This is a genomic window from Microbacterium sp. H1-D42, from assembly GCF_022637555.1.
Taxonomy (GTDB): Bacteria; Actinomycetota; Actinomycetes; order Actinomycetales; family Microbacteriaceae; genus Microbacterium.
The window spans coordinates 54399-75906 of sequence record NZ_CP093342.1 but is presented as its reverse complement, the minus strand read 5'-3'; the positions used below and the strand labels follow the sequence as shown (position 1 = coordinate 75906).

24 protein-coding genes are annotated in these 21508 nt (G+C 68.8%); 12 read left to right on the top strand and 12 right to left on the bottom strand.

Annotated elements, in window-relative coordinates; translation table 11 throughout:
• Nucleotides 1-11: 11 nt before the first annotated feature.
• Entirely contained in the window at nt 12-587 is a 576-nt protein-coding gene (locus tag MNR00_RS00385; protein WP_241927196.1) for a diguanylate cyclase, read from the bottom strand.
• A gap of 91 nt (nt 588-678) precedes the next feature.
• On the opposite strand from MNR00_RS00385, the gene MNR00_RS00380 reads away from it, so the two are divergent.
• Nucleotides 679-1164, top strand: coding sequence for a MarR family transcriptional regulator (locus MNR00_RS00380; RefSeq protein WP_241927195.1), 486 nt, complete (start codon nt 679-681; stop codon nt 1162-1164).
• Between the two features lie 59 nt (nt 1165-1223).
• Here MNR00_RS00380 and MNR00_RS00375 read toward each other — a convergent pair whose 3' ends face one another.
• The 6 genes from MNR00_RS00375 to MNR00_RS00350 form a co-directional block, all read right to left on the bottom strand.
• A complete protein-coding gene (locus MNR00_RS00375; protein WP_241927194.1) occupies nt 1224-1856 on the bottom strand; it encodes an alpha/beta hydrolase in 633 nt (210 codons plus the stop codon).
• A complete protein-coding gene (locus MNR00_RS00370; protein ID WP_241927193.1) occupies nt 1853-2779 on the bottom strand; it encodes a VOC family protein in 927 nt (308 codons plus the stop codon). Before MNR00_RS00370 ends, MNR00_RS00375 begins: the two co-directional genes overlap by 4 nt.
• A gap of 170 nt (nt 2780-2949) precedes the next feature.
• Nucleotides 2950-4074 carry a hypothetical protein gene (locus MNR00_RS00365; protein ID WP_241927192.1) on the bottom strand — a complete coding sequence of 375 codons (1125 nt, stop codon included), beginning with the start codon at nt 4072-4074 and terminating at the stop codon, nt 2950-2952.
• Complete coding sequence (locus MNR00_RS00360) at nt 4061-4684, bottom strand: RNA polymerase sigma factor (protein ID WP_241927191.1); 624 nt, start codon at nt 4682-4684, stop codon at nt 4061-4063. The genes MNR00_RS00365 and MNR00_RS00360 overlap by 14 nt, the downstream gene beginning before the upstream one ends.
• Before the next feature lie 61 nt (nt 4685-4745).
• Nucleotides 4746-5327 carry a hypothetical protein gene (locus MNR00_RS00355; protein WP_241927190.1) on the bottom strand — a complete coding sequence of 194 codons (582 nt, stop codon included), beginning with the start codon at nt 5325-5327 and terminating at the stop codon, nt 4746-4748.
• Complete coding sequence (locus MNR00_RS00350; RefSeq protein WP_241927189.1) at nt 5314-5646, bottom strand: hypothetical protein; 333 nt, start codon at nt 5644-5646, stop codon at nt 5314-5316. The genes MNR00_RS00355 and MNR00_RS00350 overlap by 14 nt, the downstream gene beginning before the upstream one ends.
• An 80-nt stretch (nt 5647-5726) precedes the next feature.
• Here MNR00_RS00350 and MNR00_RS00345 point away from each other — a divergent pair, with 80 nt between their 5' ends.
• Nucleotides 5727-5924: a DUF6767 domain-containing protein gene (locus MNR00_RS00345; RefSeq protein ID WP_241927188.1), complete on the top strand. Its 198-nt coding sequence runs from the start codon at nt 5727-5729 to the stop codon at nt 5922-5924.
• Nucleotides 5925-5997: 73 nt separating this feature from the next.
• Entirely contained in the window at nt 5998-6771 is a 774-nt protein-coding gene (locus tag MNR00_RS00340) for an alpha/beta fold hydrolase (protein ID WP_241927187.1), read from the top strand.
• Between the two features lie 66 nt (nt 6772-6837).
• Here MNR00_RS00340 and dnaB read toward each other — a convergent pair whose 3' ends face one another.
• Complete coding sequence (dnaB, locus tag MNR00_RS00335) at nt 6838-8241, bottom strand: replicative DNA helicase (RefSeq protein WP_241927186.1); 1404 nt, start codon at nt 8239-8241, stop codon at nt 6838-6840.
• A 514-nt stretch (nt 8242-8755) separates the two neighbouring features.
• Here dnaB and MNR00_RS00330 point away from each other — a divergent pair.
• The 6 genes from MNR00_RS00330 (at nt 8756) to MNR00_RS00305 (ending at nt 16501) form a co-directional block, all read left to right on the top strand.
• Nucleotides 8756-9949, top strand: a complete 1194-nt coding sequence (locus MNR00_RS00330; protein WP_241927185.1) for a hypothetical protein — start codon at nt 8756-8758, stop codon at nt 9947-9949.
• 543 nt (nt 9950-10492) lie between these two features.
• The gene (locus MNR00_RS00325; RefSeq protein ID WP_241927184.1) at nt 10493-11515 is read left to right on the top strand and encodes a hypothetical protein; all 1023 of its coding nucleotides are present in this window, start codon (nt 10493-10495) and stop codon (nt 11513-11515) included.
• An 84-nt stretch (nt 11516-11599) separates the two neighbouring features.
• Nucleotides 11600-13168: a chaplin family protein gene (locus MNR00_RS00320; protein WP_241927183.1), complete on the top strand. Its 1569-nt coding sequence runs from the start codon at nt 11600-11602 to the stop codon at nt 13166-13168.
• 392 nt (nt 13169-13560) lie between these two features.
• Complete coding sequence (locus MNR00_RS00315) at nt 13561-14541, top strand: putative F420-0 ABC transporter substrate-binding protein (RefSeq protein ID WP_241927182.1); 981 nt, start codon at nt 13561-13563, stop codon at nt 14539-14541.
• A complete protein-coding gene (locus MNR00_RS00310) occupies nt 14538-15620 on the top strand; it encodes an iron chelate uptake ABC transporter family permease subunit (protein WP_241927181.1) in 1083 nt (360 codons plus the stop codon). Before MNR00_RS00315 ends, MNR00_RS00310 begins: the two co-directional genes overlap by 4 nt.
• A 14-nt stretch (nt 15621-15634) precedes the next feature.
• Nucleotides 15635-16501 carry an ABC transporter ATP-binding protein gene (locus MNR00_RS00305; protein WP_241927180.1) on the top strand — a complete coding sequence of 289 codons (867 nt, stop codon included), beginning with the start codon at nt 15635-15637 and terminating at the stop codon, nt 16499-16501.
• Nucleotides 16502-16594: 93 nt separating this feature from the next.
• Here the strand turns inward: MNR00_RS00305 and rplI are convergent, their stop codons facing one another.
• The 4 genes from rplI to rpsF all read right to left on the bottom strand — a co-directional run bounded on the left by rplI (nt 16595) and on the right by rpsF (nt 18247).
• Nucleotides 16595-17047 carry a 50S ribosomal protein L9 gene (gene rplI, locus MNR00_RS00300; protein WP_241927179.1) on the bottom strand — a complete coding sequence of 151 codons (453 nt, stop codon included), beginning with the start codon at nt 17045-17047 and terminating at the stop codon, nt 16595-16597.
• An 11-nt stretch (nt 17048-17058) separates the two neighbouring features.
• Nucleotides 17059-17313 (bottom strand): 30S ribosomal protein S18, encoded by a 255-nt coding sequence (rpsR, locus tag MNR00_RS00295; protein ID WP_071641238.1) that lies wholly within the window; start codon nt 17311-17313, stop codon nt 17059-17061.
• Nucleotides 17314-17378: 65 nt separating this feature from the next.
• A complete protein-coding gene (locus MNR00_RS00290) occupies nt 17379-17876 on the bottom strand; it encodes a single-stranded DNA-binding protein (protein ID WP_241927178.1) in 498 nt (165 codons plus the stop codon).
• Nucleotides 17877-17881: 5 nt separating this feature from the next.
• Nucleotides 17882-18247 (bottom strand): 30S ribosomal protein S6, encoded by a 366-nt coding sequence (rpsF, locus tag MNR00_RS00285; protein ID WP_241927177.1) that lies wholly within the window; start codon nt 18245-18247, stop codon nt 17882-17884.
• A 209-nt stretch (nt 18248-18456) separates the two neighbouring features.
• On the opposite strand from rpsF, the gene MNR00_RS00280 reads away from it, so the two are divergent.
• From MNR00_RS00280 to MNR00_RS00270, 3 genes are read left to right on the top strand one after another with little or no spacing between them, the layout of a single operon-like run.
• A complete protein-coding gene (locus MNR00_RS00280) occupies nt 18457-19470 on the top strand; it encodes a hypothetical protein (protein ID WP_241927176.1) in 1014 nt (337 codons plus the stop codon).
• Nucleotides 19471-19491: 21 nt separating this feature from the next.
• A complete protein-coding gene (locus tag MNR00_RS00275; RefSeq protein ID WP_241927175.1) occupies nt 19492-20640 on the top strand; it encodes a DUF3137 domain-containing protein in 1149 nt (382 codons plus the stop codon).
• Between the two features lies 1 nt (nt 20641).
• Nucleotides 20642-21499 (top strand): hypothetical protein, encoded by an 858-nt coding sequence (locus tag MNR00_RS00270; RefSeq protein WP_241927174.1) that lies wholly within the window; start codon nt 20642-20644, stop codon nt 21497-21499.
• Nucleotides 21500-21508: the final 9 nt, after the last annotated feature.

Below are 21508 nucleotides of genomic sequence, written 5' to 3'. Positions count from 1 at the left end.
AGCAGCGCGACTCAGCGGGCGAGCGCGAAGCCGGCGTTCCAGCCGACCTTCTCGGAGACGGCCAGGGTCAGCTGCAGGAAGCCGATCGCCTCGAGCTCACGTGCACGCGAGAGTGCGCCGGCGTCGACAGCCTCCAGGCCACCGGCCTGGATCGCCGCGGCGAGCGCCTGCTTGGCGGTGGCGTCATCTCCGGCGATCAGCACGGTCGTCTTCTGGGTGCCGACAGCACCGGTGTTCAGGGTCGCAGCGAAGGTGGTGTTGAAGGCCTTCAGCACGTTCGCCTCGGGAATCAGAGCCTGCAGCTCAGCCGCGGCGGAGCCGTCGGCCGGCACGACGAGCGCGTCGAAGGTGGCGAAGTCGAGCGGGTTCGTGATGTCGACCACGGTCTTGCCTGCGAGCTGGTCGGCGTACGCAGCGGCGATCTGCTGCAGCGCCGGGTGCGGAACGGCCAGCACGACGATGCCGCCCTGCAGCTGCGCAGTCGTGTCCGCGCTGCCGACGTACTGGATCGAGGCTCCGCCCTTGGCGAGGACGCCGCCGATGGCCTGGCCCATGTTGCCGTTGCCGAAGATGGTGATGCTGGTCATGTTGCACTCCTGTGTCCATTTAGTTGACGCTTCAAGCTTCTACTCGGCTCAACATCGTTGAAGAGTCAACTATTCCCGCTAGCATCGGGGCATGAGCACACCACGGGGCTTCACCGACGACGAGCGCCGCACCTGGGCGCCGATGACCGCCGTGCTGGAGCTGCTGCCGCACCGGATCGACGCCCAGCTGCTGCGCGACGAGAACCTCACGCACTTCGACTACGCGACCCTCTCGATGCTCGCTCTCGCCGAGGGGCGCCAGATGCGCATGTCCGAACTCGCCACAGGCGTGAACGCCACGCTCTCACGGCTGTCGCACGCGGTCAGTCGCCTCGAGAAGCGGGGATTCACGCAGCGCATCGCGACCCCAGAGGATGCCAGGGCCACCACCGTGCAGCTCACTCCCGACGGCCATCGCAAGGTGATCCGCGCCACCCCCGAGCACGTGCGTACGGTGCGTTCGCTCGTGTTCGAGGCATTGGACGCCGAGCAGCGCCGCCAGCTGCACGAGATCACCGTCGCGCTGCTCGCGCGGCTCGACCCCGATCAGCGGATGCTCGCGAGCCGCATGAGCTGAGCCGGGATCACTCGTCGTCGCGGATCAGTGCCGCGGTCGAGTCCGGCGAAGGTGAGTGGTCAGCCGGCAGCGGCAGCGAGCTGGTCGACGAGGAAGGCGCGCACGTCGGAGAGCTCGCGCGCGTCGATGCCGTGGGCGAGGCCGGGATACCGCCGTGCGGTCGGGGTGGTGTGCAGCGGCATCCACGCCTCGGTGCGGTCGACGGCCGCCGTCGCGATCACCCTGTCATCCTCTCCCCGCCCGAAGAACGCCGCCGGGCGCGATGCGGCAAGCTGCGCGTCGCCCGGCTGCTCACCGGCCTGCACGAATCCGCCGAGGATCACCGGGGCGATCACGCGTTCTGGCGCGGTGCGCAGCAGCTGCGAGGCCATCAGCCCGCCCTGCGAGAACCCGATCGGCGCGATCCGGGTGCCTGCCGGCAGGGCAGCATCCACCCACGCCCAGATCTCGTCTGTCGCCGCCGTCACCGATGCCAGGTCGGGGTCGCCGGGCCGGGTGATCGGGAACCACGCGAACCCGGCCGCGGCGACGGCCATCGGCGCGCGCAGCGACGCCCAGGGGACGCCGTCGGGCAGTGCGGATGCCAGTGACGCGAGATCCTGCTCATGCGACCCGAAGCCGTGCAGGAAGACGGCGACGAAGGGCGCGGAGTCCAGTGGTCGATCCGCGGAGGCGATCGCGTGAAGCGTCATCGAGCGAGGATCTGGTCGACGTCGGAGCCGGGAAGCGCGACGGTGACCCGCGTGCCCCAAGGGTCATCGACCGAGATCGATCGGCCGTCGTCGGCGAACTGCAGCCGGTGGTGAGCCAGACGCGCGGCGAGCGCGTCGAGGTCGTCGCGGCCGGGGACGGTGATGGCGACTTCGCCGAGGCCGAGGCCTCCGGCGCGGGGGCCGACGCCGGCGCTGTTCCAGGTGTTCATCGCGACGTGGTGGTGGTAGCCGCCGGCCGCGGCGAAGAGGGCACCGGGGTAGCTGCCGACCGTCGTCTCGAACCCGAGGGCGTCGACGTAGAAGGCCTTGGCGGTCGGGATGTCTCCGACCTGCAGGTGCACGTGACCGACCTTGCCGGCGACGGCGCCGAGGTTCGCGACGGTGCTCTCATCCAGGTGACGCTGCAGGTAGGCGTTCGGGTCGAGGTAGAGGGTCGACATCTGCAGCTCGCCGTTCTGGTAGCTCCAGTCCGAGCGGGCGCGGTCGGTGTACAGCTCGATGCCGTTGCCTTCGGGGTCGGCGAAGTAGAACGCCTCGCTGACGAGGTGGTCGCTGGATCCGCTGAACTGCGCGCGGCCGTCCTGCGCGGTGCGCAGCACCGTGGCTGCGAGGGCGGGGGCGTCGTCGAACAGGAACGCGGTGTGGAACAGTCCGGCTTGGCGTGGGTCGACGGCAGGAAGACCTGGCGTGCCGATCAGCCGCACCATCGGCGTCTGGCCGCGGCCGAGCACGCGGTGCACCTCGCCACCGCGGGCGCGCTCCTCGATCGGCTCGAGCGCGAGGGCGTCCGCATAGAACGACGCCATCTTCTCAAGATCGCCGACGCGCAGCGTTACGGCGTCCATCCCGGTGTTCGCGCTGAGGACGCGGTCGGGTGCCTGCTCGGTGCCGATGGTGCTCATGGATGCCTCCCTGGAAGTCTTTACTTGAAGCTACAACCAAAGGCGTGCGGGGTTCATTCCCGTCTCAGTGATCTGCAGTGCGATCACCTGCAGCCAGCACTCCCGCTGACACCTCTCGCCCCCTCCGCATAGTGCGCGGAGGAGGCGAGAGGTGCGGTCCGGCTCGCGACTCAGTTCGCGGGCTCAGAGCGGAATGACACCTCGACCGACGGGACATCGTCCGGCAGGAACGCGGCAGAGCCGACCGCGACCGGCGAGTCATCCGCAGTCGGTGCCGACGAATCCGTCGGCACACGCAGCCGGAACCACTCGACCGTGACGATGGCACCGGCCTCGGGATCGACTGTCAGGCGATAGCTGTCATCGGCGGTCTCATAGACGAGGACCTTGTTCGAGGTGTCAGCGGACTCGACCTCGATCCCCTTGGCGAGCGCGAGTGCCTCGAGGAAGGTCGCGCGATACTCCGCCGACGCGATCTGCACCGGTACCGACACCATCAGCTCATTGAGCATGTGCGAAGCCGTCGGCACTCCGAGGCGCGCGTCGATCACATCGTAGATGCCGGTCGACTCGGGATCTCCGTCCACGAGATCGGCAGCCTTGGCCCTCTCCACAGCTAGCTGCGTCTTCATGCCCTGCGTCCACTCCTCGAGGAAGACGGCCGGGTCTGTGGGGAAGTCGGTGGTCGACACAGGCAGATCGCGGTCGAAGGCGCCGCCCGGCACGGCCTCGGTCATGGTGTCAGGAAGCGTGCCGAAGGCGCCGATGTCGGTTTCCGCGTAGTAGGCGTTCCATGCCGACTCGACCGCCGCCTCGTCTCCATAGACGTCGCTCGCATGCAGCTCCGTGTGCGACGTCTGGGAGTACTCTCCGTCGGCTCCGCCGCGGAAGGTCGAGCTCGACTCGGTGACCACCGCACCGGTTGCGCCCGCACGAATGTCGCCGAACGGGAGCGAGGTGGTGTTGGGTCCGCCGACCAGCCCCAGGTGCTGAGTGGTGATGGTCACGGCAGTGGACTCGCCGGCACCTGCGGCGCGAATGGATGCCGCCGTCTCATTCAGATACGTCGACGCGGAGGCCGCCTGCGGCTGGTTGACCGCCCCGGGAGGGGCGAACGTCGACGCCGCGACCGCGAAGGCGGCCACTGCCGCACCGCCGACGGAGAAGGCGGCGACCCGACGGACCTGGTGCGACTTCTTCGAGCGCGCTATCTCGCGGTGCAGGACGCGGCGCGAAGCCTGTGCGGATGCCGGGTAGTCGGGCTTCATGTCACGCACGGTGTCAAGAATGTCCATGAGCGATCTCCTGTTCGACGAAGCGGATGTGTGTGGCTGCGGGTTTCGGTGGGGGTGGGTCGGCGTGCCGTCCTCCAGAGGGAGCCGCGAGTTTGGTGCGGATCCGGCTGAGCTTGGACCGCACCGTGCCGATCGGCATGCGGAGGGCGGAGGCGATCTCCTCGTAGGTGAGGTCGCCCCACGCATGCAGGAACAGCACCTCGCGGTCGGCCGCCGACAGGGCGGCGATCCGCGGATAGAGGCGCTCCACCTCGGCGCTCGCGTCGAGCCGGGTCACTGATCGGTCGACGTCGTCGATGGCGACATCGTCGCTCGCGGCGTACGCGGACTGCAGAGCACGCCAATGGCTGGCCTGTTCTCGTCGATGTTGGCTCAGCACCCTGGTCGCTATGCCCATCAGCCAGGGCAGCGCCGAGGCTCTGTCCTGGTCGAAGCGTCTTCGTTTGCGGAAGGCGATCAGGAAGGTCTCGCTGATGATGTCGTCACTCACCTCCGGGCCTACGCGGCGCGCCACGTAGGTGGAGAGCGCCGCGATGTGTCGCTCGAAGATCTCGGAGAATCTCTCCGCCGAGACGAGCGACTCACGGATGATGTCGTTGTCGTTGCTCACAATAGGTATCCGTCGTTCAGCCGGATCCGGTTCCCTCGAGTGCGAAATCGGATGCCCGATGTCACGAGTAACCGCGGCGCAGCAGCATCTTGGCGGCGCTGTCGAACTCTGCCGCTGTGGGGATCTCGAAGTCGAGTGCGTTGGCGTTGCGGGTGATGACGGCGAAGACTGCGCCGACCGCCGCGGCATCCTCGAGCTCCTGAGCGGTCACGCCGGCATCGAGGGCGGCGCGGGCGTCGGCCGCGGTGAGCGCGTCCGGGTCGGTCGTCATCCGCTCCAGGAACGCGAGGACCGCACGCAGCCGCGCGCTGATCGGAGCGGTGCGGTAGTCGGCGAGGACGGCGTCGGCCACGGAGTCGTCCAAGCCCAGCACCGAGATCGCCCGGTGCGCACCCACGCAGAACGGGCAGGTGTTCCACGATGCGACCATCGCCGCCATGAGCTCGCGTTCCGACACCGACCATGTGCTCGGTCCGCGCATCGCCCGCTGAGTCCAGCGCCCGAGCGCCGGTCCGGCGAACGCTTTGTCGTAGAACGCGACGCGGGCAGCATCCGGCAGCCGATACCCGGCCATGCGCGAGATCGCGCTGATCAGCATGCGATGCCCGACGGTGTCGCCGCGCTCCACCTCAGCGAGTCGCATCGTCAGCATCCCTGATCGCGGCGAGCGCAGCATCCCAGCGCCGCAGGCCCGCACCGATTCCCGCTGACATGACCACTTCGAACGCCGCCTTGTCCGATCCGGTCGCCGCGCGCACGTCGGCGACCATCTCGTCGGTCACGCGGTAGGAGGCCTCGCCGATCGTGCGCGCGAGCAGTCCGTGCGAAGTGCCCTCATCGACCTCCTCACCCGCACCGGCGCGCAGGGCGGCACGGCGCAGGGCGGCATCGGCGACACCGGACTCCGCGACTCGTCGTCGCAGGTCATCGGCGAACTTCGCGTGATCGATATCGCTGGGCATGAGGGCACCCTACGCCGAGCGCATGGTTTTGTCCGGCGCCCTCCGCGCCGGCGCAGGCACCGCAGGCGGATGATGGAGCCGTGACGGAAGGCAGGAAGCGGCGGTTCCCTCAGCCGATGTGCCCTGTGCGCGCCGGGGATCCCTGTTCGCTGTGCATTCCTGGCACGAGCGGCCCGCAGGACTGTCCGCTGGTGCAGCTGGTGATGGATGATCCCGAGCTGCGCGAGCGTGCGAACGAGCTGCGGCAGGCGGCGCGCAAGCGGCAGCAGGGTCGATGATCTTGCGGCGGGGGCTCAGGCCGCCTCCGCGCAAGCCCTGGTGGATGTCGGATGCCCGTGCTGTGATGACGGGATGAGCATCGCGACCTCGGCTGACGGCACACCGATCGAGTTCTTCGCGATTGGCGACGGCCGCACCGTCGTCATCGTGAACGGAGCACTGTCGAAGGCGGTGGACGCCGAGCCGCTCGCGGCGGCGCTGTCGGATGCTGGATTCCGCGCGATCACGTGGGATCGACGGGCCCGCGGCGGCAGCGGTGATCGAGCCGGATCCGTCCCGGAGGACGAGGTCGCCGACCTTGCGGCGGTGATCGATGCGGTCGGCGGGGTGGACGCCGTTCTCGGACATTCGTCCGGCGCCGTACTCGCCCTCTATGCGGCTACTCGCGGGGTGCCGACGGGGGAGCTGTTCCTCTCCGAGCCGCCGATCGATTTCGCCGGCACGGGTTTCACCCCCGATCTGGTCGATCGACTGCAGGCGCTGGTCGACGCCGGCCAGCCTGCCGAGGCGGTGGCGGCCTTCCAGCTCGACGCGGTGGGACTGCCGCAGGAGATGGTGGAGGCGGGGCGGACGAACGGGATGCTGGATGCCCTCGCCCCGCTCGGCCAGTCCACGGTGTACGACGCACGGCTGACGCTGCGTCTGCGGGAGCCGTCGGCTGAGGCTCTCGCCGTGGATCAGCCGGTGACCGTGCTGCGGGGCGAGCAGACATTCCCGTTCCTGATCGGGGCCGCCGACCGACTGGCATCCGAGATCGACCGGGCGCAGCTCGTGATCGTCCCGGAGTCGGTCATGCATCGCGCCGACCCGGTCGCGACAGCACGGGTGATCGCGGCGCGGATCTGAGCGGGCTGCCCGGGCCGACGCGCGCCGATGACCAGCGACCGCTGAATCAGCCGAGCGAACCGACCATCAGTTGAAGTCGCCGCCCCCGCCGGGGCCACCACCGCCGAAGTCCCCTGGCGCCATGTCCTTGAAGCGCGAGTAATGCCCCTGGAACGCCACCTGGAGCGTCGCGGTCGGACCGTTACGGTGCTTGGCCACGATGAGGTCGGCCTCGCCGGGGCGCACATCCTTGTCATAGACCGAATCGCGGTGCAGCAGGATCACCATGTCGGCGTCCTGCTCGATCGAGCCGGACTCACGCAGGTCGCTGATCGCAGGCTTCTTGTCCTGGCGCTGCTCGGGGCCACGGTTCAGCTGGCTGAGCGCGATCACCGGCACCTGCAGTTCCTTGGCGATGAGCTTGAGGCTTCGGGAGAACTCCGACACCTCCTGCTGGCGCGACTCGACGCGCTTGCCCGAGGTCATCAGCTGCAGATAGTCGATGATGACCATCTTCAGACCCTCGCGCTGCTTGAGTCGGCGGCACTTCGCGCGGATCTCGACGAGCGTCATGTTCGGGCTGTCGTCAATGTAGAGCGGGGCGTCGTTGATGCGCCCGCGCGTCGCGGCGACGGTGGTCCAGTCGCGCGGGTCGAGCGTGCCCTTACGCATGTTCTGCAGCGGGATGCCGCCCTCGGCGCTGAGCAGACGCATCGCGATCTCGCTCTTGCCCATCTCGAGTGAGAAGAAGATGGACGGGAAGTTGTGGCCGATCGAGGCTGCCCTCGCAAAATCCAGTGCCAGCGTCGATTTGCCCATGGCCGGCCTCGCGGCGACGACGATCATCTGACCGCCGTGCAGACCGTTGGTCAGCTCGTCGAGTTCGCGGAAGCCGGTGGGGATGCCCGTCATCGAGCCATCGCGGCCGTTGGCCGCCTCGATCTCTTCCACCGCGGCATCCACGGCCACGGTCAACGGCACGTAGTCCTCGGCGGTCTCGGTTCCGGTCACCGAGTAGATCTCTGCCTGGGCGTTGTTGACGATGTCGGTCGCGTCGCCCTCGCCGGCGTAGCCGAGCTGCACGATGCGCGTGCCCGCGTCGACCAGGCGTCGCAGGATCGCACGCTCCTGGACGATGCTGGCGTAGTACCCGGCGTTGGCGGCCGTCGGCACGATCGAGGTGAGCGTGTGCAGGTAGTCGGCACCGCCGGCCCTGCCGAGCTCGCCGGTCTTGATGAGCTCATCGGTGACGGCGACGACGTCGGTCGGCTCGCCGTGCGAATAGAGCGACAGGATCGCCTCGAAGATGAGCTCGTGCTTCGGCACGTAGAAATCGGCGCCCTTGAGGCTCTCGATCACATCGGCGACAGCGTCCTTCGACAGCAGCATTCCACCGAGAGCACTCTGCTCTGCAAGCAGGTCATGCGGAGGTGTCCGCTCAGGGGGTCGCGAACCACCCAGACGCTCGTCCGAGATATCTGCGATCGACACTGTGCCCCCTCCTGCAGAAGCGGCGTGTCAGACGCCGCTCGACCACTCGACTGAGTGGATGCCGGCCGCGTGGTTTCTCGGCCGCTGAAAACAGCGAACCATGAACGTCGGACACCCGGCCTCGACCAAGGTATGACCCGCGTGAGCGCCCTGCAACCATGGCTGTGGATAACTCTGTGGAGAGTGTGCGAACAACTCTGGAGTGTCTGTGCACAATGCCTGTGGACAACTCGGTGGAGAGTTTCCACAAGTGTCCGATTAATTATCCCTGACCTGGTTGTTTCAGTTTCCCCAGCCTGTGGATGACAATCGACTTAAACGGGAGATTGAAGGTTGACGGCATGTGAACGCAATGTGCAGAACCTGGGGAAAGTCAAGTCCGCGTGCTGCCCGGGAGTTGCGGCGTCCGCCTCGCGCGTGCGCTGATGTGGACACTCGCCCGAACTCGCGGTATGTTCGCACGATCGAGTTTGTTCGCCGGCCCGCGCGAATGACTCATCCCGGGGAGGGTTCCGTGCGACTCGCGTCAGCAGATCGCCGCAGCCACGTCAAGTGGCTGTGGGGCGTGCTCGGCGTACTCGCCTGGGTGTTCCTCGCGTCGGTTCTGGGCGCCTCGCAGGCGTCAGCCGACGAGACGCCGGATGCTGCGGCGGCGCCTGCCACCGCGAACAGCGCCCCCGCTGCGAAGGCGCCCGCCGCCCAGGGGAAGACCAACGGCGCATCCAACGCCAACGCCAACAAGAACTCGCAGGGCAACGGCAACGCGCAGGGCAACGGCAACGCGCAGGGCAACAAGAACAGCAACGCCAACGCCAACGCGAACGCGAACAAGAACTCGCAGGCCAACAGCAACGCGCAGGGCAACAGCAACGCGCAGGCCAACGCAAACGCGAACGCCAACAAGAACCCGCAGGCCAATGCGTCGGCGCCGAAGTCGAACCCGCAGCCGAACCCCAAGTCGACATCGTCCAACGGGAACCCGAAGGCGCCCGGCCAGGCGAAGTCGACGACAGGCACCTCGAACCCGTCACCCGCGCCTGGTGGGGGCGGCAGCTCGAGCGCGCCCTCTGACGATGCGAGCACCGATGCCGGCGCCAAGCCGAAGACTCCGGGCAAGCCGGCGTGGGCAGGCGTTCCCGGGGCATCCAACCCGGCATCGCACACCCCCGATCGCGACTCGGGGCCCGAGCGCACCACCCCCGGGCACGGCGCCGACAATGACCACCGCGGCAACGCGTTCGGCCACGACAAGGGCAAGGGTCACTGGTCCGCCAACGGCAACGGTCACTCAGCCGACAAGGCCCCGTCCAAAGGACACGGCGTCGGGCATGCGAAGGGACACGCGCACGCTCAGGGTGCATCCCTGCACGGTCTCGCGCAGCAGGCGACGATCACGTGGCTGCCCGCACCGGCCCCGGCTCAGACCGCGATCATGACCGCTTCTGCAGCATCCACCGGCGCATCAACAGCCAGCGACCCTGAAGCCGACGGGCCGCTCTCCGACGAGACACCGCTCACCGAGCAGTGGTCCGCACCCGCGGGCTCTGGCACGGGTGCCGGCGCCGCAGGCGCTGCACCGTTCCAGGTCGCAAGCGACGCCATCACCGGCGACGAGCAGCTCGCCAACGTGCTGCTCAGCATTCTCACTTCTGCGGACGACCGGCTTCCTGCCGGTCCCACCTCCGCCACGGACTGCTCCCCCGACTGATCGCTCGGGCAGGTCGATCCTCGTCGACCCCGCGCACACCTCTGCGCAGCCACCGATCCGATCAACTCAGGAGTTCTCTCATGCGCACTTCCGCGCCACTCGCCCTCCGGGGCACCTGCCGCACCCGCTCGGCCTGACGACTTCCGTCGATGACCGCCGCCTTTGTGAAGGCCGGCGTCACCGACGGTCCAGAAGCCGGTGCGGCAGGTGATTCTCCCCAGTCTCATCTCGCCGCACCGGCGCAGCAGGCGCCGATCGTGGACTCCCTCTCCACACGGACCTGCACGGCGGCTCGGCCCCGCGCCACCGCCAGGCGGGTGTCTCGCACCCCTTCGCGAGACATCCGCCAACATCTCTGCGGTAGTCCCAGACGTCCCCTCCGTCCCAGTGGTCTGTCGCAGATGCGGCGGCTCGTCACAGCCGCCGCGGAGTCCACCGCTGTCACGTTCGCAACGGCGCGCACGCGACAGTGGTGGACTCGACCTCGTGGATGCGGTAACGTCGCGCCCAGGCAGAGGTTTCGGTCATGCGTCGGAGGGGCGGATGAGCATGAACGCTGGGGCAACCAGGCGCCGCATTCCCGCGGTGTTCCTCTGGGGTGCCATGGCTGTGCTCGTCTGGGCCGCCTTCACTGCCTTGTTCGGCGGAGGCCAGGCCCGCGCCGATGATGACGATCCGAAGCCCCTCTCCGGCCTCACCTCGCTGGTCGGCGCAGCGGTCACCGACGTGGTCGACCCGGTCGTGAAGACGGCGGCAGGTGCAGTCACCGAGGTCACCGCCCCGGTCGTGAAGGTGACGAAGACGGTCGTCGAGAAGACGGCGACGACGGTCGCGAAGGTGCCCGTCGTCGGCAAGCCGGCATCGGATGCCCTCGGCGCAGCCGGCCAGACCGTCTCGGCCGTCACGGACTCGGTCACGACCATCGTCGCGAACGATCCGGTGTCGTCGATCGTCAAGCCCGTCACCGGCATCGTCCGGGATGTTCCCGCGGTCGGTGCGGCTCTCGACGGGCTCGGCGTGACCGACCTGCTCGATGACTCGGCGGGCGCGGTCGACGGGGTCGTCGACTCCCTGGTGCCGGTCGTCGACAGCACAGTGCCACCCATCGTCGATGCGCTCGGTCCGCAGGATCCGGGCGAGGAGCCGACGGTGACTCCCGGCGTGGACGTGCCCCAGCAGCCCGGCGGCGAGGACACTCCCGCGGTCGACCCGTCGACCACCGCTCCTTCGGCGACAGCATCCGATGCCGCCCTCGATGCCTCGGCGTCGTCAGCGGCGGTCCGGTCCAGCGCCTGGACCTCGCCCGCGCCGATGGCGTCGGTCGCGGTCGCGTCGGATTCGAGCGCGTCGGATGCTGAATCGCCAGGCGACCCGGTGACGGGTCCGCCTCCTGCGATGGCGCCCGCAAGCTCTTCCGCCGGGCCCGGCGGCTCATCGGGCGGCGTGAACGCGGCGCTGCATCACCATGATCTCCACGCCGATGAGGCGTGGACCCTCGCGGGTATTCCCGCGGATTCTGCTCTGCCGCCCTCTCCGGCCGGCAGCACCGACGTCTCTCCTGACTGACGAGGGGCAGGCCGATGTTCGCATCGGCACGCTCGTCCGCACACCCGTGCGGTCATCAACTCGTACAGATCAGGAGAATCACTCATGCGCACTTTCGCCAAGCATGCCCTGTGGGGTGTGCTCATCGCCGGCGGCATCACGCTGCTCGGCGCCTCAGCCGCAAACGCGGCAGAAACCAACGGAGACGACAGTCTTCTCGGAGGGTCGCAGATCCTCGCACCCGTGACGGCACCGCTCACCGTGGTGGGCAACGCGGTCTCGGTGCTCGGCACCAGCGTCGTCGAGTCCGTCTCGCCTGCGCCAGCACCTGCGCCTGCGGCGCCCAAGGCGGCACCGGCCGCACCTGCGCCGACGGTGCAGACCAACGGGTCCGATGGCGTCGGATCCGGCACTCAGGCGGTCGTGACCGTCAACGTGCCGGTGACGGTCAAGGACAACGCGGTGAGCGTGCTCGGCACGTCCAGCGTGAAGTCCGCGCCCGCCCCTGAGAAGGCACCGGCAGCTGCGAAGGCAGCGCCCGCGAAGGCCCCTGCACCCACGAAGGCACCGGCACCGCTGGTGCAGACATCGGGCATCGACGGGGTTCTGTCGGGCACGCAGGCGCTTCTCGCCGTCAACGTCCCCGTCACTGTGACCGGCAACGCGATCAGCATCCTCGGACACAGCACCGTCAAGCAGCCGGCAGCCGCCCCCACCGCACCCACGACCGGCACCCCGGTCACAGGCGCGGCAACCGACGGAACCGACAGCATCCTCGGCGGCACACAGATCGTCGCACCGATCACGGCACCCATCACCGTGACCGGCAACGCGATCAGCATCCTCGGACACAGCACCGTCAAGCAGCCGGCAGCCGCCCCCACCGCACCCACGACCGGCACCCCGGTCACAGGCGCGGCAACCGACGGAACCGACAGCATCCTCGGCGGCACACAGATCGTCGCACCGATCACCGCACCCATCACGGTGACCGGCAACGCGATCAGCATCCTCGGACACAGCACCGTCAAGCAGCCGGCAGCCGCCCCCACCGCACCCACGACCGGCACCCCGGTCACAGGCGCGGCAACCGACGGAACCGACAGCATCCTCGGCGGCACACAGATCGTCGCACCGATCACCGCACCCATCACGGTCACCGGCAACGCGATCAGCATCCTCGGCACGGCGGCGGTCACGGGTGGTGGCGTCGCGGGCCCTGCGCCCACTACGACGCCCATAACGGCGATCACGAGCGGGATCGGCTCGCTGCTCGGCGGCACGCAGGTGCTGCTGCCCATCACCGCCCCCATCACGATCGGCGGCAACGCCATCGCGATCCTCGGTGAGAGCACCGTGACGGACCCCGGCACCGACCCGGGCACCGACCCCGGCACCGACCCGGGCGCGGACCCCGGCACGGACCCGGGCACGGACCCTGGGACCGATCCTGGGACCGACCCCGGCACCGACCCGGGTACTGACCCGGGCACCGACCCCGGCACGGTTCCGACCGTGAACGGCGGGGACGCGCCTCACGCGCTGGTCGCTTCGGCGAACACCGGCAGCCTCGCCATCACCGGCGGCGCCCCGGTGGCTCCGGCACTTGCGCTGCTGGCGCTGTCGCTGCTGCTGATCGGAGGAACGCTGGTGCGGCGCGCACGCAAGGTGTGACCGACGCCGACGTGCACGTCCGGCCCTGGCCCGGCCAGACGGACGTGCACGACGCGGCGGATGCGGATACCGTGACGGCCCGCACCCGCCGCTTCGGCGTGCCAAGCGGCCGTACCCAGCATCCACACCCGCACCCGCACCCAGCCCGGTCTCGCCCGGGGCATCTCAGTGGAAGGAGGATTTCCGGGGTGCCAAGCCCCGCTCACCCGCGAAAGTCTCCTTCCGTGCGGAACGCGACGCGTAGGATGGCGGAAAGCCTCGCCGGAATTGGCCGGGGCGACGTGGTCCGGGTCTGGACCGCAGATGGCGCGTCAGCTGCGCCGCCGAACCGTTCACTGTGACGGATCGGTCTGCCTCGCATCCGATCGGATGCCCGTCGCACCCGGAGAACCATGCCCCGCCTCACCCACCGCGTCGCTCTTGTCGCTCCTGCTCTTCTCGCCGTCGCCGTACTGGCCGGCTGCGCCGGCGCAGAAGCCACGCCACCGGCATCCGACGCGCCAGCCGAAGCCCTGACGATCGACAACTGCGGCACCGAGATCACCGTCGACTCTCCCCCGCAGCGCATCCTCACGATCAAATCGACGACGCTCGAGCTGCTGCTCGCGCTGGGCGTCGAGGATCGCATCATCGGCAGCGCCTACAGCGACGGTCCGGTGCCCGAGAAGTACGCCGACGCAGCGGCCGACATCCCGGTGGTCTCAGACAAGCTGCCCTCGCAGGAGGCGGCCCTCGCGGCCGAGCCCGACTTCATCTTCGGCGGCTGGGAATCGAACTTCTCGATCGACGGTGTCGGCGAGCGCGACACGCTGCAGAGCCTCGGCATCAGCACGTATGTCGCACCGTCGGCGTGCAAGGCGCCCGAGTACATGCCCGACCCGCTCACCTTCGACACCGTCTTCGACGAGTTCACCCAGGCCGGTGAGATCTTTGGCGCCGAAGACGCAGCCACGAAGCTCGTCACCGAGCAGCGCGCGCAGCTGGATGCCCTGAAGCCGGATTCCCGCGACCTGACCGCCGTCTGGTACTCGTCGGGGCGCGACGAGCCGTACGTCGGTGCCGGCATCGGCGCCCCGGCCATGCTGATGGACGCGGCGGGCCTGCAGAACGCTTTCGCGGATGAGCACGACACCTGGATCTCCGCCTCGTGGGAGAAGGTCGCCGAGGTCAACCCCGACGTGCTGGTGCTGATCGGCTCGCCTGGCAACACCGTGGAAGACAAGATAGCCCTGCTGACCTCGAACCCGGTGACTTCCACGATGGATGCCGTCGTGAACCGGCACTTCGTCACCCTCGACTTCGCCGCGGCCGAAGCGGGGGTGCGCAACGTCGACAGCGTGGCCGCACTGATCGATCAGCTCGGAGGGCTATGACCACCACCGTGCGACAGCCGAGCGCGCCGCTCCGCACCGCCGTGCGGGTCGCGCGGCGCCCTGCCGCGCGCACCGCGGTCGCGTCGGTCGTGCTGGCCGCGCTGCTGGTCGCCTCCGCGCTCATCGCCGTCGGGGTGGGGCCGGCGAGCATCGCACCGTCCGATGTCGCCGCCACCATCTGGGCCCACCTCACCGGCGGTGCGCCGGTGCTCTCGCCGACCGAGGATGCCATCGTCTGGCAGCTGCGGATGCCGCGCGTTCTGACGGCCGCCCTCGTCGGCGGCGGCCTTGCCCTGTGCGGCGCCGTCATGCAGGCCCTCACCCGCAACCCGCTGGCCGATCCCTATCTGCTCGGCCTGTCATCCGGCGCCTCGACCGGAGCGGTCATCGTGCTGGTGCTCGGTGTCTCGATCGCCCTGCCCGTCGCGGCGTTCGCCGGCGCGATGCTGGCACTGGTGTTCACGTTCGCCATCGGCCGGGCAGGCGGGCGCAGTTCGTCAACCTCGCTGATCCTGGCCGGGCTCGCCGTCTCTGCAGTGCTCTCAGCACTGACCAGTCTGGTGATCTTCTGGAGCGCGACGAACGACAGCTACCGCGAGATCCTCGGCTGGCTGCTCGGCTCGCTCGCGGGTGCGCAGTGGTCGGACGTGCTGCTGGTCGCCGTGGTCGCGGCGGTGTGCGCCGTGCCGCTGCTCGGTTCGGCACGCACGCTGGACGGCTTCGCGCTGGGTGACACGGCCGCCACCGCACTGGGCATCCCCGTGGAGCGGATGCGTCTCGCGCTGTTCGCCTGCTGCGCACTGCTGACCGGCGCGCTGGTCGCGGTCAGCGGGGCGATCGGATTCGTGGGGCTGATCCTGCCGCACGCCACCCGCGCGATCGTAGGCGTACGGCATCGCGCGCTGCTGCCCACCACCTTCCTGGTCGGGGCGCTGTTCCTGCTCTGGGCCGACACGATCGCACGCACGGCCTTCGATCCGCGCGAGCTGCCCGTCGGCATCGTCACCGCTCTCGTGGGCGGGCCGGTGTTCGCCGTGCTGCTCACCAGGGCGCACCGCACGAAGCTGGTGCGCCGATGAGCGCGGGTGCGGGAATGAGTGCGAGCGCCGGATTGGATGCCCGTCGCGTCGCGCTCACCCGCGCCGGCCGTCTCATCGTCGACGGCGTCGACGTCTCAGCACCGGATGGAGCCGTCACCGCACTGGTCGGACCGAACGGCGCTGGCAAGAGCACGCTGCTGCAGTTGATCGCCGGCATCCTCTCCCCCGACGGCGGTGACATCCATTTCGACGGCGCGAACCTGCACCGGATGCCCCGACGCGAGCGCGCCCGCAGGCTCGCTCTCGTCGAGCAGGAATGGGGCGACGTCGACGGTCTCACGGCACGCGAGCTCGTCGACATGGGGCGCATGCCGCACCAGAAGTGGCTGGCGGCAGCATCCACCGCCGACGAGGCGATCGTCGACGACGCCATCGTGCGCGCTGGAGCCGCCGAGCTCGCGGACCGCTCGGCTGGGACCCTCTCGGGAGGCGAGCGCCAGCGCGTGAATCTCGCGCGCGCCCTCGCGCAGCAGCCCCAGCTGCTGCTGTGTGACGAGCCCACCAACCATCTCGACGTGCACGCCCAGCTGTCGACGCTCGCTCTGCTGCGCAGCCTGTCCCGTGACGGGATGACGGTGATCGCCGCGCTGCACGACCTCAATCACGCGGCGCAGTTCGCCGATCACGTCGTGGTGATCGCGGGCGGGGTAGTGCAGGTGGCAGGTCCCCCCGCCGCGGTGCTCACTCCCGACTGGCTGCGCGCGGTCTGGCGGGTCGAGGCCGACGTGATCGCGCACAACGGGCATCCGCTGATCGTCTTCGAAGGGCCGGTCGCAGATCGCGACGCCGGGCAATCTCGCACGTTCGGGAGGAGTTCTCTCGAACCGGAGGAGGGATCCTCGGCAGATCTCCTCCGATGACGGAGTTCTCCTCCGCCGCGGCGTGAGGAGAACTGGCGCAGACGCAGAACGCCCCCGGCATCCGAGGATGACGGGGGCGTTCTGTGACGAAGATTACTTCGCAGCGACCACCTGGAGGGTGATCACGGCGGTGACGTCGTCGTGCAGACGAACCGTCGCCTCGTGCTCGCCGACCGACTTGATCGGGGCGGCGAAGTGCACCTTGCGCTTGTCGATCGCGCCGAGGTCGGCAGCAGCGACAGCGTCAGCCACGTCGGCGGTCTTCACCGAACCGAACAGGCGACCCTCGCCACCGGCCTTGACGGCCAGACGGACCTTGGTGCTCTCGAGCTTGTTCTTGAGCGCCGTGGCCTCGTCGAGGTCGTGGATCGCGCGAGCCTTGCGGGCGGCCTGAATCGACTCGACCTGCTTGGCGCCACCGCGGGTCCATGCGACCGCGAAGCCCTGGGGGATGAGGTAGTTGCGGGCGTACCCGTTCTTGACCTCGATGACGTCTCCGGCGCTTCCGAGCCCGGCGACCTCGTTCGTGAGAATCAGCTTTGCCATGTCAGCACCCCTTAGCGGCCAGCGCCGGCGTAAGGCAGGAGCGCCATTTCGCGCGCGTTCTTGATCGCCTTGGCGATCAGACGCTGCTCCTGCACCGAGACACCGGTGATACGACGGGCGCGGATCTTTCCACGCTCCGAGATGAACTTGCGAAGCGTTGCGACGTCCTTGTAATCAATGACGCCCACGCGGATCGACTTCGCGGGAGCGGTGGGCTTGCCACCCTTCCGCGGCTTGCGGCGGTCGCCGCTCGACTTTCCAGCCATGGTTTTTCCTTATGAGATGAGATCGGATGCCAGGGCCCTTCGACGGGCTCGGGATCCGAGGAACTTTAGAACGGGGTGTCGTCGCCGAAGCTGCCCGGAGTGCTCCAGGCGTCAGCACTCGAGGAGCCGGGGGTCGACCACGGCTCGTCCGAGACCTGCTGCTGCGCTTGCTGCGGACGGGACTGTCCACCGCCTGAGGATGCGGCCCGCGTGACCTGTGCCGTCGCGTATCGCAGCGACGGACCGATCTCGTCAACCTCGAGCTCGATGGCCGTGCGGTTGTTGCCTTCGCGGTCCTGGTAGGAGCGCTGACGCAGACGACCCTGCGCGATGACGCGCATGCCCTTCGTCAGTGATCCCGCCACGTGCTCGGCGAACTCGCGCCACACCGACGCGCGGAGGAACAGCGCTTCGCCGTCCTTCCACTCGTTGGCCTGGCGGTCGAACGTACGGGGCGTCGAAGCGATGGTGAAGTTCGCCACCGGCAGGCCGTTCTGCGTGTAGCGCAGCTCGGGATCTGCGGTGAGGTTGCCCACCACGGTGATGACGGTTTCGCCGGCCATGTTGCTTAGGCCTTCGCGACCTTGGGCTTACGGGCAGCCTTCTCGGCAGCGCGCTTCGCCTCGGCGGCGACCATGGCCTGTGCCTCTTCGGCACGCAGAACCTTGGTGCGGAACACGAGCTCGCTCAGGTTCAGCTGGCGGTCCAGCTCCTGAGTGGCCTCGCTCGTCGCGGTGAAGTTGACGACGGCGTAGATGCCCTCGTTCTTCTTGTTGATCTCGTAGGCGAAACGACGCTTGCCCCACACATCGACCTTGTCAATCGAGCCACCATCGTTGGTGATGACCTTCAGGAACTTGTCGAGGTTGGGGGCAACCTGGCGCTCGTCCAGCTCGGGGGTCAGAATGACCATGAGCTCGTACTGGTGCGTCACTTACCCACCTCCTTCGGACTAGAACGGCTCCCGGGACTTTCCCGGAAGCAGGAGGGTGTTGTGCACGTCGTCCGTCTCGGCTTCCCGAATGGATGCCAGAGGACAGACAACCTCGACAGTCTACCGGAGATCCGGGCGCGCCGCGAACGGGGTCGGCGATGGACTTGGCGGGCTCGTCCGTCCATGCCCTCCCCGGTACCGTGTAACCCATGGACTGGATCTCGGACCCATCCGCAGGCAGCTGGCTGCGCGAGCGCCTGGACGACGGGTACGCGACGATGCACGGCGTCGTGCCCCGGGGCTACCCGGCGTACGCGCGGGTATTCCACCCCGCTTCCGTGCGGTCGCTGCCGAATCGTGCGGTGCCGACGCAGGAGGAGTACAACCGGATGCCGGCGGCCGAGCTCGATGCGCTGAGCGGTCAGTACGTCGATCAGCCGGCGACGTGGGCCGACGCTGCCTCGGCATTCAGCACGGTGATGCACCCGCTCGCGCAATGGCAGAGCCTGGTGCGCACGCCGCCCGAAGAGGACTGGCACACCCGCATCGCTCCGGACGGTCGGGAGTTCTCCTCGCCGATGGAGGGCGATCTGGCGCCGGCCACGCTCGCGGCTCTGGCCGCGCACCTGACCGCGCACACGGCGACGCCGGATGCCGGTGTCGCCGCGGTCTGGGCAGGATACGGCGGCCTGCTCGGCTTCTTCGGAGAATCACCCTCGCGCGGGTTCTTCGGCTGGAAGGACGGCGAGCCGGTCTCGGACGCCGACGTCATCGCGGCGCCCGACCTGCAGTACGTCTCTCATCAGCAGATGCTCGAGCGCAGCATCCACGATCCTTTCAACAACGTCTTCCGCAAGCCGACCTGGCAGCCGGGCATCCTCTCGGACGAGATCTCGAAGGGCCCGCAGCTGGAGCTGCCCGGCCGCGAGTACGTGCTGTTCTCCGCGGCGCCCGCCGCGTTCATCGACCCGAACTGGGTCCTGGACGCGCCGTGGCGCGACCGTCCCGCCGAGGCGCACGGCTTCGCCCCGTCGGCACAGCATCCGAACATCATCTGGCCCGAGGACCACGCCTGGACGATGGTCAGCGAGATCGACTTCGACTCCACTGTCGTCGCCGGTCCCCCTGAGCTGATCGCCGCGATCTGCGCTGACCCGACGCTCGAGGCCGCACCGATCCCGGTCAACGCCGACCTGAGCTGGCAGGCCGACAGGATCAACTGATGACACGCACCAGAGTCGACCGTGCCTGAGCGGACTGCGCGGGCCTTCGACCCACGGCCGCTCACCGACCCGGTCGATCCGCGCGCGGTGCGCTCATTCTGGCGGGACATCAAGGCGCAGCATCCGCGTTCCACGGCGCAGGTCGTGACGCTCGTGGCCGGAGCGATCATCGCCGTCGTGGTCGGCGTGGTGCTCCTCGGCGTCCTCTCGACCATGACGGCCATCATCGGCGCCGGCATCGCGCAAGGCGGCTTCAGCCCGCTCGTCCTCGTGCCGCTGCTGTTCGTGGCTGTGGCGGTCGCGGTCGGCATCTCCGCGTTCGTGACCTCGCAGCGCACCCGCCGGAACCGCTACCGCATCGCCCGCTTCGCGGCGGCCAACGGCATGACCTACGTCGATCGCGTTTCGGCTCCGAATCTGCCCGGCCTGATCTTCCCGCAGGGCTCGGCCCGGCTCTCGACGGCGCTCGTGCGCGGCTTTCAGCCACGGTTCGTCGAGTTCGCGAATTACCAGTACACGACCGGATCCGGCAAGGACTCGACCACGCACCACTGGGGCTACGTCGCGGTGAAGCTCGACGTGCCGCTGCCGAACATCGTGCTCGACGCGAAGGGCAATAACGCCCTCGGCAGCAATCTGCCCGCGAGCTTCCAGCGTGGCCAGCGGCTGTCCCTGGAGGGCGACTTCGACAGGCACTTCGCGCTCTACTGCCCCGCGGGCTATGAGGCCGACGCCCTGTACCTCTTCACCCCCGACATCATGGCGCGCTTCATCGACCACGCAGCCCAACTCGATGTCGAGATCGTCGACGACTGGCTGTTCCTCTACATGCAGCGCCCCGCGTCGACCGTCGACCCTGCGACGTGGGCGTGGCTGTTCGGCACGGTCGGCGCGCTGCTGACCAAGCTCGATCAGTGGGCGCGGTGGCGCGACGAGCGGCTGCGGCAGGCGGGATCGGATGCTGTGGCATCCTCCTCCACGCCCGCTGATGCACCCACTGCGCCGGCGCTGCCCTTCGCGCCCCCGGCGGGTATGCTCGCACCGCCCCCCGGCGTCGCGCCGGAGGGCCGTCGTCTGAAGCGCAGCACGAAGAGTGTCGTGTTCGTCGGCATCGCCGTCTTCGGCTTCATCGTCTTCCAGAACGTCATCGTCCCCCTCTTGAGCAGGTGAAATGGAACCCCCCATCATCAACACGTCCGCCCTCACGGGCCCCGTCGATCCGCGTGCAGCGGCGAGTGAGGCGAACCGGGCGAGTGCCGGCGGCTGCGTCGTCGTCGGGCTGATCGCCCTGCTACCGGCGTTCGTCGCCCTGATCATCTCCGTCGGGTCAGGCGGATTCCTGACGACGGCGTCACTGATCGCGTGGGGCGTGGTGGTTGCCATCATCGTGATCGGCTGGCTGTGGCTGCGCCGTCGCAATGCCGAGAACGGCACCCGGCTGGCACGCCTGCGCGCATTCGCCGCTGCCAACGGGTTCACCTACACCGGTCGGATCACCGCACCGCAGGAGCCCGGCGTCATCTTCGGCATGGGGACGAACCCCACCTCGGCGGACGTGATCGCGGCGACCGAGCCGCGCGCGATGCGCATCGGCGAGCACCGCTATGTCGCCGGCTACCGCGACAGCGAGTCGTACGTGTGGGGGTTCGCGACCGTGCCCCTGGAGGCGCGCCTGCCCTGGAGCCGTCTGGTGCTGCAGCCACGCTCCACCGCCAAGCGACTGCCCGTGCGAACCGAGGTCGCTCCAGGACAGCTCGAGATCACCGGCCGCGGTGGCGAGCACTTCGAGGTGTGGGGTCCTGTGGGGCAGGCGGCTGCCGTGCAGGCGTTCCTGGACTCCTCGATGTTCGCACCCGCCGTGCTGGACCGGCTCATCGAGCAGGGCGTGTACGTCGAGATCGGCCAGGATGCGCTGTACCTGTACTCGTGGCAGCGCTTCGCCACAGATCAGCCCGCGTTCTGGGAGTCGATGCCGGCGCTGCTCCTCGACACGGCCGAGGCGATCGAAGAGGCGCTGCCCCTGGGGTGAACAGCGCCT